Here is a 12682-nt window from a genome sequence, read left to right as displayed (position 1 = left end):
GCGAGCAACCCAAAGGAGTTTTGAATGTCTGTTTCCCTCTACAATACAATGAGCCGGAGTCTGGAAGAATTCAAACCGATCAGTAAGGAAGAAGTTGGGATGTATACCTGTGGTCCTACGGTATACAACTATGCACATATCGGAAACCTGAGGACCTTTCTTTTTGAAGATATCTTGAAAAGAACCTTGCAACATGATGGATATCTTGTAAAGCATGTAATGAATATTACCGATGTAGGTCACCTTAGCGGTGATGGCGATGAAGGTGAGGATAAAATCGGGAAAATGGCCCATAAAGTCGGAAAGACGGTCTGGGAGGTTGCTCAATTCTATACTGATGCATTTTTCAAGGATTATGATGCCTTGCATATAATAAGACCTGAAGTGGTTTGCAAGGCGACTGACCACATTGCAGACATGATTGCACTGATACAGCGGCTGGAAGTCGGTGGCCATACCTATGTAAGCGGAGGCAATGTATACTTTAGCATTGATTCCATTCCTGATTATGGCAAACTTGCACGACTTGATCTTTCCAGTCTTCGCACTGCTGTCAGGGAAGATGTATCCAGCGATTCCAACAAGAAAAATAGCAAGGATTTTGTACTTTGGTTTACAAACAGTAAATTCGGGGACCAGGCAATGATGTGGGATTCTCCCTGGGGACGTGGATTTCCCGGTTGGCATATTGAATGTTCCGCGATGAGTATGCGATATTTAGGTGAGGAATTTGATATTCATTGTGGCGGGATTGATGCGATACCTGTTCACCATACAAATGAGATTGCCCAAAGTGAAGCCGCGACAGGAAAGAAATGGGTCAACTACTGGTTGCATGGCGAATTCTTGCTTGACGATACCGGGAAAATGAGCAAAAGCAAAGGTGAATTCCTGACTTTGGACTTGCTTCGGAAAAAAGGATATGACCCTATGGATTATCGATATTTCTGCCTTGGTGGTCATTATCGAAGTCAGTTGAAATTTTCCTTTGAATCCTTGAATACTGCCAAGACAGCCAGGTCCAATATTTTTGAGCGGTGTATTTCCCTTAAGAGGGAAGGAGCCCAGAAAGTCGTCCTGGAATCTGAAACCGCCAAAGCCCATGCTGCTACCTTTGATGAACATATCGATAATGATCTGAATACTCCACGAGCCCTTGCCGATCTTTGGGGTGTACTTAAGGATGATGCCCTTCTCCCTGATGAAAAGTACTCTTTGTTGCTATATTTCGATGAAATTTTTGGGTTTGATCTTGAGAACCTTGCAGTTCCCAAGGACCTGGTTGTCAGTGACCCTGAAGCACTTACCTTGCTTGAGAAGCGCACTCAAGCAAAGGAAGAAAAAAACTGGCCGTTGGCTGATTCACTTCGGTTGCAGCTGGATGCGTTGGGGTTTCTTGTCAAAGATACAGCCGCTGGGCCTACTTTGGAAAAAAAGATGTAACTTGGTTACCAGTGAGTTGTTAACGTTATGGAAATACAAAGCAACGATGAGCGTGCGTTCAAGCAAGTATATGAACAAGTTTTCCCGGTATTGATGCGTGTAGTATATCATGTCACCAATAATCAGGATCTTGCCGAAGAGATTTGCCAGGAAGCATTCATCCGATTTTTTGACAAGGGAATGGAATTTGCTACCATTGACGATGCCAAGTACTGGCTTATCAGGGTAGCGAAGAATCTTGCCATCAACCAAGTTAAGCGTAAGGCGCGAGAACAGGGGATGGTGGAAAAGCTGAAGAAGTTACCGTCATCGCATTCGAACACCAAAGATGGTGCTCAAGTATTGGTGGAGAAGGAAACTTGCAAGCAAGTCCAGGATGCAATCGATATGCTTCCCGAGAAGTTCAGGCTTGTCATCGTGATGAAGGAATATACTGATATGGACTATAAGCAGATTGCCCAGGTTTTGCATATTTCCGAAAGCAATGTGAAGGTGAGAGTGTACCGGGCACGGAAAATGCTTGAGTCCATTTTCAACCAGGAGTAGCCTATGTGTGTCGATGATGAATTGCTGAATACCTTTCTTGATGGTGAATTGGCAGAACCTTGGAGAACCCAAGTTGAAGAGCATCTCAGTTATTGTAGTGCTTGCAAGCAACGGCTGGAGCAATTGCGTTCCTTGCATGAAAAAATTGCATTAGCAGCTCTTCCTCTGGGAGATATCCAGCCAAGACAGGATAGGGTGTTCGCATATTTTGAGAAAAGTAGATTTCCTGCGAACAAGAAAATGAGTTTCTTTCGAAAGAAAATCCAGGTCAAACTTGTTCCAGCCTTGATAACCACCGCAGCAGCTTTTGTCGTAGTTTTCATTGGCGCCTTCGTACTGTTCGGAACCAACGGACAACAGACCCAGCAAATTCTTCCAGGAGTCTCTACTCCGATTGATAGTGCTAATGTCAGGCAAGTTTCAGATATTAATGAGGTTACTCTTGATTCCTTTTCCCTGGAGCAAATAGTTCAGCATCTGGATTCCATGGGATATGCTGTGAAACTTGAGGTCAAGGCAGTAAAACCACTCGATAATTAGTCCCTATTAGCAATTTACCCCTTATGAAGAGCTCTACAACTTACTTGTAGAGCCTTTCTGATTCTGTTACTATAAGTCCAATATTTTTATGCTGTCAGGAGGCGTATTGTGAAGGCTGTCGAATTGCCAAAGGCCTATGATCCGAAGGATTTTGAGGATCGTATCTATGAGGTCTGGATGGAAAATGGAATGTTTCGACCGAACGAAGGTGAAGGGAATCCCTTTACCATTGTCATGCCTCCGCCGAACGTAACAGGAATTCTCCATAATGGGTCATGCCCTGAATAATTCCCTCCAGGACATTCTTGCAAGGTATTATCGCATGAATGGCAGACCTACCCTATGGGTTCCCGGTACTGACCATGCAGGTATAGCTACCCAAAATATCGTTGAACGGCTCATAGCAAAAGAGGGACTTCGTCGTCAGGACCTTGGACGCGACAAATTCCTTGAACGTACCTGGGCAGTCAAGGAAAAACACCATGATATCATCAAGAGCCAACTAGAAAAGATAGGTAGTTCCTGTGATTGGGAACATGAACGTTTTACCATGGATGAAGGCTTGAGTAGGGCTGTACGGGAAGCTTTCGTAACCCTTTATGAGCGTGGTTTGATCTACAAGGGCGAATATTTGGTCAATTATTGCCCGAAATGTGGTACGGCCTTGGCTGATGATGAAGTCGAGTACAAGGAATTGCCGGGTAAATTGTGGGATATCCGCTACCCCTACAGCGATGGGTCTGGATATATAACAGTTGCGACCACTCGACCTGAAACGATGTTCGGAGATGTCGCCGTTGCCGTGAATCCAGATGATGAACGGTACAAGGCACTTGTCGGAAAAATGCTTGACCTTCCCCTTACCGATCGAAAGATTCCCATTATTGCCGATAGTTTCGTTGACCTGACTTTCGGGACCGGTATGGTGAAAATAACCCCTGCCCATGATCCGAATGACTGGCAATGTGGAAAACGCCATGATCTTCCGACTATCAATGTTCTTAATCCCGATGGAACCCTTAACGAGAATTGTCCTGAAAAATACCGTAATATAAGTGCTGTTGAGGCACGTTCTTTGGTTGTCGAGGATTTGAAGGTTCTTGGTGTATTGGTCAAGGAAGTCGAGCATAACCATGAAGTAGGGCATTGTTATCGATGTTCCACTGTCATCGAACCCTATCTTTCCACCCAGTGGTTTGTCAAAATGAAGGGTATGGCTGAAAAAGCCCTTGGAGCCTGGAAGGCTGGCGAAGTTACCTTCTACCCCAAGCGTTGGGAGAATACTTATTCCCATTGGCTTGAAAATATTCGAGACTGGTGTATCAGTCGTCAGCTTTGGTGGGGACACCGCATTCCTGTCTGGTATTGCGAGGATTGTGGGGAAATGATTGTCGCACGAGAGGATCCGACTGTATGCCCAAAGTGTAAATCATCTGCCCTTCACCAGGAAACGGATGTACTGGATACTTGGTTCAGTTCCTGGTTGTGGCCTTTCAGCACCCTTGGGTGGCCTGACAAGACTCCTGATCTTGCAAAATTCTTTCCTACCAGCACCTTGGTCACCGCCTATGATATCATCTTTTTCTGGGTTGCCCGGATGATTATGTCTTCCCTTGAGTTTTTGGGGGAGGTTCCGTTCAAGGATATCTATATCACTGGACTGGTCAGGGATAAGCAAGGGCGGAAGATGTCGAAGAGCTTGGGTAATGGAATAAATCCATTGGATGTTATCGACCAATATGGTGCCGATGCCATGAAGTTCACCCTTTGCTATATGGCCACCCAGGGACAGGATATCCTAATTGATATGGATTCCTTCAAGATGGGTTCCAGATTTGCAAACAAGATTTGGAATGCCGCCCGATTTTTGTTGATGAACCTGGAAGGTGCAAATTTACTGGATGTTCATTCACTTTCATTGACTACCATGGATAAATGGATTTATAACCAGCTCAATGAGGCAACGAAAAAAGTCCAGGTAGCAATGACGGGATATAAGTTCAATGACGGTGCCCAGGCTATCTATGACTTCTTCTGGAATGATTTCTGTGACTGGTATGTAGAAAGTTCCAAACACAGTCTCTATAGTGAGAATCAGGCAGAGAAAGACCAGATTGTGACTTTGCTTCTGGACTTGCTTGCCGAATCACTGCGTTTGATGCATCCCTTCATGAGTTTTATCACTGAGGAGATTTACCAGAAACTTCCCAATGTCAGCGGGAGTCTGATCAGCAGTGTTTATCCTACCTATATGGAAGAAAGAAATTTTGGAAATGAAGCCTTGTTGGTTTCTCGTATGCAGGAAGCCGTTACCTCCCTGCGCGCAGTTCGTAGTGAACTGGGAATTCCCATTGAGAGGAAAATCAGGGTTGTAATCAAAGGCGACAAGGACTTCATGGGAAATGCTTTCTTTGAAGAAGAAAAAACTCTTATGGCCTCATTTATCAATGCTGGTGAATTGGTTATTGATACTATGGGTTCTGTTGATGTCACAGGGGCTTTCCCTGTTGCAGGCACAGGATATGAGTCCTATGTATTCGTGCGTGAAGCCATTGATATTGATAAAGAAATTGATAGATTGAATACTGAATTGGTCAAGAATGAACAGAGTCTCGAAGGGGTATTGAAGAAGCTTTCAAATGAAAAATTCATCAACAATGCCAAGGAAGAGGCCATTGCCAAGGAACAGGGAAAGAAAATCGAATTTGAGGAGAAATTGGAGAAAGGCAATAAACATCTGGCCTTGCTTAAATCCTTCCTTTAAAGACATTTTCCTACAGTTTTTAAAAACTTGCCTGCCTCAATTTAGGGGGCAGGTTTTTTTTTGGAAAAAATCATTGAAATCGAAGGTATGTCTTCCAGTATTAAAAGGCGCCCCAAACGGGACGCCATTAGTCTTGAAGCATAAGTACTATTCAGCTTTTTCGTCCTGAATTTCCTTTCTTCTTTCTTTGCAAAGTTTAGCGATTTCGGCCAGTGCCTTACGGGCTCTAGCTGCCGACACCTTTATACCTTTCTCAGAGAACTTCTGGTTCTCTGCAAGGTAGGTTTCATACTGTGCAACGATTTGCTCGTGAATAGTCATGGAATCCTCCATTGGTCTAGGTTATCTGTATTTTAGCATGGTTTTTCGTATGTGCAAGAGATAAACCTAAAATAAGCGTCTCATTTGATGATTATTATTAAATTTTTCGGTCTTTCCAGGTAAATCCCTTTCCTGTTGCCTTGCGATAGTAACCATGGAGGTACATTACGATGACAAGAAGGAAGACAAACGGGCCAAGGATTGCAATATTTTTGGGAAATCCATGGAACAAGGCCATGCGATTCCATGAACCAAAAAGCAAAAAGGATCCCAAAAACAAAAGAAGGGCAGGCATCAGTAGTTCTGGGTGGGCAAGAGAATATACAAGCATGAAAATAGCGGCAGGGACGGCGAACACACAACCTAGAAGTAGTATGACAACAATCAATATCGCAAGAAAAGTGAAAGGTGATTGCTTTACGACTCCTGTTATACTTCTTTCATAGCCCCTGAAAGCGTCACTAAAGGAATGGTACATCGTACAGGAAACCACATTCTTCATATCGGCAAATATCTGCTTATGGCCGGTTTTTGCAAATACCCTTGCGAGCATGACATCATCACATATATTGTCCTTGATAAGGGAAAAACCACCTATATCTGACAGAGAGGCTTTCCGCACAAACAGGTATTGCCCGATTGCCATGGCATAGAAGGAGCTTTGCAATTTTTCCTGGAACCGGAGAGGAATGAACAGGACAGTGTTGAATACCATGGCACTGATCAGGGCAAGGGTGAAACGATTCTTGCTTCGTTGCAGAGGATAACCGCTAAGCAAGGAAGCCTTATTCTTTTCCATGATATGAAACCCATAACCAACACTCTGGGGAGAGTGTATCGTATCAGCATCGGTGAAGAGTAGAAATTCCCCGTTGCTTGCTTCAAAGAGTTGTTGCATCGCATAGATTTTTCCTTTCCAGCCTGTCTGGAGATGCTTGCCCTTGATATAGATGATACGGCTATCCAATTTTTGCAGTTCAAGCACTTTTTGGGCAGTGGAGTCAGAAGAATCATCATCAAGAACGAGTATTTCTAGATTTTTGTAATCCTGAGCCATAAAGGAACGTAGGCAATTTTCTATCGTTGTTTCTTCGTTTCTGGCTGGGATAGCTATGCTGATCAAGGGATTTCTTGCACAGGATTCAGTTGAGCTCAGTTCTGTAAGACGTTTTTTGTTTGCCAATGAGAGTATTTGTGAGTAAATCCCGATTAGGCACAACAAAAGTGATAGCCAAAGCATTATATGTGTGTCTCCAATTTTTGTAGGTATTCATCAATGGTGCTGTCAAACCCGTACATGGCTTTGGCCGCGGTAAGGTATCCCTTTGCATTTTCATAGTCATCAAGCTTATAACAGGCAATTCCCAGACCACTATAGAGTGATGCCTGGTCCCAGGGAGCAAGAAGAATATTGGTTTGGTTGAGTAATTCGAGAAACATCGACAAAGCTTTCTTTACCGAGTTTTTTGAAAAGGAAGGTGTATAAAGCAAGCTGTTTGCCTTCAATAGGAGGACCGTTGTTTCATTGGGATACTCCTTGTAGGCTTTTCCTATTTCCTTTGCACTGGCGATTCCCTTGGATAGATTGGAATCTATCAGATACTGGATAGAGTAAATATCTGCATAGGCACAATAGGAAAACAAGGAATCCTTATTCAGGAGGGGAGTCTTGCCCAAAGCTTCCTGAAGCAATTCTTTGGCAAACGATGGCTGCTTGGGCGAAAGGTCGAGGCTCATTCGGGATAGCATCGTATCGAGTCTTATTTCCAGGGCTGCTTGTTCATATTTGTCCAAGGTTTTATCAGGAAGGGCAAGCAGGGATGTTCTCAGCTGATTGGCTTTCTGAAAATCTCCACTGTTTCTTGTGGCATCGACAAACTGGATGAATAGGGGTATATCCTTGAGGAACGCATAGCTATCGGTAATACCATCGGAAAAAATCGGTTGAAGAAAGAACATTCCCGAAAGTAAAATCCAAACGATTCTTTTGCCCATACGATATCCTATGCCTTATTTTCGCGACGAATGATATATCCCTGTTTGATTGGTTTTTCTGTTTTCAGATACTGTACTTTGCCATGATCGACTTGAAAGACTTCCTGGAATTCCGCGTCAAGCAAGACAAACTCATCATCTTCAAGTTTCAGAACCTCGCTGCCAAGGTATTCAAGAGTTTGTCCGAGCTTGATCTGGTTTTTTAGATCCAACGACCAGACATGTTCCTTTACTTCGTCCTTGATGAACCCACAGAAAAGATAATCCCGAAGGTATCCACTTTGGGTGCTGGTGTCGATGGACTCTCCCATGGCAGGATCAACAGGGCCGTGTCCATAGAAGAAACCCGTGGAATACTCCCTATGACTGATATTCATCAAATCTTCTCGGTAGGCTTTCCAATTGGAATCCCCGTCCAGTGCCTTTCTGTAAGCTCTGGTGACTACGGCGACATAATAGGAACTTTTCATCCTTCCTTCAATTTTCAGGGCATCTACACCAGCATCCAACAGATCCTGGATATGGTCAATCATACAAAGATCCTTGGAAGACAGGATAGTAGTATGTCCATCTTGTTCACTGATAGGATAATACGTCCCAGGCCGTTGCTTTTCCTCCAAAACAAGATTTTCGCTTTGCAGAAGTTGATAATCCCAACGGCAGGTGTGGGAACAATCGCCTTGGTTGCCACTGCGACCTGTCAAAAAGCTGGAAAGTAGGCAACGTCCTGAATAAGCCATGCACATTGCCCCATGTACGAAAACTTCCAGTTGCAATTGAGGAACAGCTACCTTGATTTTCTTGATTTCGTCCAACGAAGTTTCCCTTCCCAGAATAACCCGTGAAAATCCCATTTGGTAATACATGGAAGCACTGCTGCTATTCATGCAACTTGCCTGGGTGGAGAGATGAAGTTCGACAGAAGTGCCAAAAACTTCCTTGATCAAAGGGACCAAGCCGATATCACTGATAATGAATGCATCGAATGGCCATTTCTTGATTTCAGGTAATTGTTGTTTCAGATTCTCGATTTGATCTTCATGAAACAGAATATTCATTGCACAATAGAGTTTCTTTCCTGTTCTCTTTTTCAATGCAATGACTTTGGCGAGGTCATCCTCACCAAAGTTATGCGCATTGGCCCGAAGAGAAAAATCAGAAAGTCCCATATAGGCCGCATCGGCTCCATACTGAAAGGCAACGGCTAATTTTTCAAAGTTCCCGGCAGGGCTGAGTAATTCAACGCTCACGCAAAGCCTCCCCGACAGCCTTTGCAACAGCCGCGGAGATGGAAGCCAATTCATTGGCATTGACTACAGGTTGGTCGATTGGCTGCATGGCAACACGTTTATCATCATCAGGGAAGGCATAGGAAAGAACTTCCTCAATGGTTCCAACCGGATGGAAAGTAATTCCTTCCTTGACATTGCTATCCAACTTATCCAGATCACGTTTGTTGAACTGCGGGATAAGAATGGTGTCAATTTTGTTTCTCCTGGCTGCCAAAACCTTTTCCTTCAAGCCTCCGATCGGCATTACTTTACCCATGAGGGACAATTCTCCGGTCATTGCAAGATTCTTCTGTATGATTTGTCCAGTGATCAAAGAATAAAGGGCAACAGTCATGGTTACACCAGCCGAAGGACCGTCCTTGGGAGTTGCTCCCTCGGGTACATGAAGATGTATTGAATTATTCTCAAACCAGGATTTATCGATCTTATGGCTTTGGGCATGAGCCTTTATCCACGTATAGGCAATAGTTACCGATTCCTGCATTACATTGCCAAGTTGTCCGGTAAGCTTAAGCTCGCCTTTTCCTGGAATGTTCTGGGCTTCGATGATAAGTGTATCCCCACCCATGCTGGTCCAAGCCAAGCCAATTGCCATACCCGGCTTATCTGCCTTGAGAATTTCATCCTCAAGGAATATGGGCTGTCCCAAAAAGGTCTCCAGATTCTTGTCATCAATAACCAAGGGGAGTTTGGTTTCAGGGTTTTCCTCGATCATGAGGGCAACTTTCCTGTTGATTTTATGCAAGGCTTTCTCAAAATTCCTTACACCTGCCTCCCTGGCATATTCATTGGCAATCTTAAGTAACATAGCAGGGGAATACTTGATATCCGTTTTAGAAAGTCCATGTTTTTCCAAGGACTTAGGAACAAGATATTTTTTTCCGATAGCTAGTTTCTCTTGGCTGGTATACCCGGAGAGTTCAATGATTTCCATTCTGTCCAATAACGGACGGGGAACGGTTTCCAAGGAATTTGCGGTACAGATGAAGAGAATCTCGGAGGCATCAAAAGGAATATCCAGGTAATTATCCCTGAATGTGGTGTTCTGTTCCGGGTCAAGGACCTCAAGCAAGGCACTGGCAGGATCACCTTGATAAGAGACTCCCATCTTGTCTATCTCATCGATAAGAAAGACTGGATTCTTGGTTTTGGTAATCCTCAGGCCCTGTATGATTTTTCCTGGCATTGCGCCGATATAGGTTCTCCGGTGTCCTTTTATTTCACTCTCGTCATTCATGCCCCCGACAGAGAAACGAAAATATTGTTTCTTGAGTGCACGTGCAATAGATATTCCTACACTGGTTTTGCCGACTCCAGGAGGGCCTACAAGACAGATGATTGAGCCTTTTGTATCTTTTTTCTTCTTTCGTACAGCAAGGAATTCCAGGATTCTATCCTTGACTTCCTTCAAGCCATAATGATCATGCTCAAGTATCTTCCTTGCCGACTCTATGCTGAAGTTTTCGCTTTTTGGCTCTTTCCAGGGAAGGTCGGAAATAATCTCAAGATAGGTTCTGCTAATCGAATATTCGGGGCTGCTTGGATCCATGGCCTCCAGACGGGCCATTTCACGGTCAACGGTTTCCTGTGCTTCCTGGGGAAGGGGAAGGCCCTTGAATTTGGCTTTGAGGCGATTGATCAACTCGACTTTTGGATTGGTAGTCATTCCCAGCTCTGACTGGATGCTTTTCAACTCTTCCCTAAGGAAATATTCTCGTTGATTTTTTTCGATTTTCTGATTTACCCTGGCCTGGATTTTTTCCTGGACCTGGGCAATGTTTTGCTCGTTCTTGATAAAGACCAGAACTTTTTCAATACGCTTACGGACCACAAGAGTCTCTAGGATTCCTTGTTGTTCCTTTCTGTCGACATTGAGTATGCTCGAGATGAAATCGGCAAGTTTACCCGGATGATCGATATTGACCATATTCAGCCGCATCTCTTCACTGAAAAGCTGGTTGTTTTTGGTCAATTGCTTCATTTCCGTGAGAAGGAGACGAGTCCAGGCACGTAGTTCCTCTGGCTCGTCCTCTATATCCTCAAGGTACGAAACCTCGGCGACCAAATAAGGGCCGCTCGGATAATATTGTTTTGTTTCAAACCGTTTGAGAGTGGAAATAAAAATGCTGACTCCACCATCAGGAAGTTTGATTTTCTTGACTATCTTGGCAACAGTTCCTACGGTATACAAATTATCCTTCGAATATTCATCTTGTTCAAAGTCATCCTTGACGAGAAGCAATCCAAGGAAACCACCATGCTTGATAGCCTGGTTTACAATATCGACATCCTGAGTTTCTGAGATCATCAGGGGTGTGAACAATCCAGGGAATACAGGGTTGCCTGTAACTGGAAGAATAAACAAATTATTGGGAAGCAGTTGCTCGATGGGCATGAGTTCCTGTTCAGACATAGCGCCTCCGTTCTTATTATATAAAAGTAAATCAAATTTGGGAGGATTTTGCTCCCTCCCGCCATAAAAGTAATCAAACTTTGTAAGGAAGGAAAGTATCTAGAGCACTAAATAGTATCAAGTAGATACGAAATCCCTTCCGCTATCTAGTTCCTGCAAATATGAAATCAGTCTTGAATCCTGATATTTCTGAATAGAATGACCTGCCTGGATATTTTTCCGAGTCCTGGATTCTTTTCTTTATCATGAGCTTTCACTTGTCGATCGAGTCTATACGAAATACCGTGTGTGGTCAAATGAATCAGCGGTTAAGAAAACCTGGAAAAGTGATAAAGTAAAGTGTTGCATTTTGTTGCAGTTGTGATATGATATTCATATTGAAGATAAAATATGCAAATATCAAAGGATAAACTAGCTATGGATAGCAAGCTGATAGTCATCGCCATTGGCGGAAATTCATTGATCGAAGATTCAAAACATGTAACGGTATCGGCTCAATATGAAGCGGCTCGGAAAACAGCCGAACATATTGTAAAACTGGTGAAAGCCGGACATCGGGTGGTTATTGCACATGGAAATGGTCCTCAAGTTGGTTTTATCCTGCTTCGGGCTGAATTTTCTCGTTCCATTCTCCATACAGTGCCTCTGGATAGCTGTGTAGCGGATACCCAAGGGGCAATTGGTTATCAGTTGCAGATGGCTTTGGACAACGAATTCAATAAAGCAGGTCTTCATCCGTCAGTGGCTACCGTGGTAACCCAAGTAGAAGTTTCTGACGACGATCCATCTTTTGGAAAACCAACCAAACCAATTGGATCTTTTATGTCATTGGAAGATGCAAATTACCATACGGAACATGATAACTGGGAAGTTGTAGAGGATGCTGGCAGAGGGTATCGTCGTGTTGTTGCAAGTCCCAAACCGAAAGCGATTGTCGAGATAGAAACAATCAAGACACTTTTGGACAATAAGGTCATTGTCATTGCAGGTGGCGGCGGTGGAATTCCGGTGGTTCGAGATGAACAAGGTTTTCTGCAAGGTAGGGAAGCTGTAATTGACAAGGATCTTGCAGCGGCTCTCATGGCCAAACAACTGAAGGCGGACCTGTTTGTCATTTCCACGGCCGTAGAAAAAGTCTGCTTGTATTATGGCAAACCCAATCAAAAGAACCTTGATACCATAACTGTAGCTGAAGCCGAGCAGTATATCAAGGAAGGTCATTTTGCCCCAGGCAGTATGCTTCCAAAAGTTCAGGCTATCGTGGATTTTGTACGATCGACGGGAAATACAGGCTTGATTACAGATCCTGAACACCTCTACGGGTCCCTTTATGAAGGGAAGGGAACAAAAATTGTCCCCTAAAAAGAC

At 43.8% G+C, this 12682-nt stretch carries 9 protein-coding genes and 1 pseudogene; 5 read left to right on the top strand and 5 right to left on the bottom strand.

From position 1 onward, the window contains the following. Positions 1 to 24: 24 nt before the first annotated feature. From cysS to ACHZBG_RS14405, 4 genes and pseudogenes are all read left to right on the top strand, one after another. Positions 25 to 1443: a cysteine--tRNA ligase gene (cysS, locus tag ACHZBG_RS14420; RefSeq protein WP_320130163.1), complete on the top strand. Its 1419-nt coding sequence runs from the start codon at positions 25 to 27 to the stop codon at positions 1441 to 1443. 27 nt (positions 1444 to 1470) lie between these two features. Beyond that, a complete protein-coding gene (locus ACHZBG_RS14415; protein ID WP_320130162.1) occupies positions 1471 to 1989 on the top strand; it encodes an RNA polymerase sigma factor in 519 nt (172 codons plus the stop codon). 3 nt (positions 1990 to 1992) lie between these two features. Further along, on the top strand, positions 1993 to 2529 hold the full coding sequence (locus ACHZBG_RS14410; RefSeq protein WP_320130161.1) for a zf-HC2 domain-containing protein: 537 nt from the start codon (positions 1993 to 1995) through the stop codon (positions 2527 to 2529). A 108-nt stretch (positions 2530 to 2637) separates the two neighbouring features. Further along, positions 2638 to 5293 (top strand): annotated as a pseudogene (locus ACHZBG_RS14405) (valine--tRNA ligase). A gap of 147 nt (positions 5294 to 5440) precedes the next feature. On the opposite strand, the gene ACHZBG_RS14400 reads toward ACHZBG_RS14405, so the two are convergent. From ACHZBG_RS14400 to lon, 5 genes are all read right to left on the bottom strand, one after another. Further along, complete coding sequence (locus tag ACHZBG_RS14400) at positions 5441 to 5614, bottom strand: hypothetical protein (protein WP_320130160.1); 174 nt, start codon at positions 5612 to 5614, stop codon at positions 5441 to 5443. A 97-nt stretch (positions 5615 to 5711) separates the two neighbouring features. Next, on the bottom strand, positions 5712 to 6854 hold the full coding sequence (locus ACHZBG_RS14395) for a glycosyltransferase (protein ID WP_394699409.1): 1143 nt from the start codon (positions 6852 to 6854) through the stop codon (positions 5712 to 5714). Next, a complete protein-coding gene (locus ACHZBG_RS14390; RefSeq protein ID WP_320130158.1) occupies positions 6854 to 7609 on the bottom strand; it encodes a hypothetical protein in 756 nt (251 codons plus the stop codon). Before ACHZBG_RS14390 ends, ACHZBG_RS14395 begins: the two co-directional genes overlap by 1 nt. 8 nt (positions 7610 to 7617) lie before the next feature. Then, complete coding sequence (locus tag ACHZBG_RS14385; protein ID WP_320130157.1) at positions 7618 to 8859, bottom strand: U32 family peptidase; 1242 nt, start codon at positions 8857 to 8859, stop codon at positions 7618 to 7620. Next, positions 8849 to 11314: an endopeptidase La gene (gene lon, locus ACHZBG_RS14380; RefSeq protein WP_320130156.1), complete on the bottom strand. Its 2466-nt coding sequence runs from the start codon at positions 11312 to 11314 to the stop codon at positions 8849 to 8851. Before lon ends, ACHZBG_RS14385 begins: the two co-directional genes overlap by 11 nt. 390 nt (positions 11315 to 11704) lie before the next feature. On the opposite strand from lon, the gene arcC reads away from it, so the two are divergent. Then, complete coding sequence (gene arcC / locus ACHZBG_RS14375) at positions 11705 to 12676, top strand: carbamate kinase (protein WP_394699408.1); 972 nt, start codon at positions 11705 to 11707, stop codon at positions 12674 to 12676. The last annotated feature ends 6 nt before the right edge of the window (positions 12677 to 12682 follow it).

This window comes from uncultured Sphaerochaeta sp., assembly GCF_963676625.2.
Classification (GTDB): Bacteria; Spirochaetota; Spirochaetia; order Sphaerochaetales; family Sphaerochaetaceae; genus Sphaerochaeta.
Note: the sequence above shows the minus strand (reverse complement) of the source record. Positions and strands in the feature narration are given on the sequence as shown.

Coding starts and splice junctions, on each gene's coding strand:
- cysS (WP_320130163.1), top strand. CDS start 25: ATGTCTGTTTCCCTCTACAATACAATGAGCCGGAGTCTGGAAGAATTC.
- ACHZBG_RS14415 (WP_320130162.1), top strand. CDS start 1,471: ATGGAAATACAAAGCAACGATGAGCGTGCGTTCAAGCAAGTATATGAA.
- ACHZBG_RS14410 (WP_320130161.1), top strand. CDS start 1,993: ATGTGTGTCGATGATGAATTGCTGAATACCTTTCTTGATGGTGAATTG.
- ACHZBG_RS14400 (WP_320130160.1), bottom strand. CDS start 5,614: ATGACTATTCACGAGCAAATCGTTGCACAGTATGAAACCTACCTTGCA.
- ACHZBG_RS14395 (WP_394699409.1), bottom strand. CDS start 6,854: ATGCTTTGGCTATCACTTTTGTTGTGCCTAATCGGGATTTACTCACAA.
- ACHZBG_RS14390 (WP_320130158.1), bottom strand. CDS start 7,609: ATGGGCAAAAGAATCGTTTGGATTTTACTTTCGGGAATGTTCTTTCTT.
- lon (WP_320130156.1), bottom strand. CDS start 11,314: ATGTCTGAACAGGAACTCATGCCCATCGAGCAACTGCTTCCCAATAAT.
- arcC (WP_394699408.1), top strand. CDS start 11,705: ATGCAAATATCAAAGGATAAACTAGCTATGGATAGCAAGCTGATAGTC.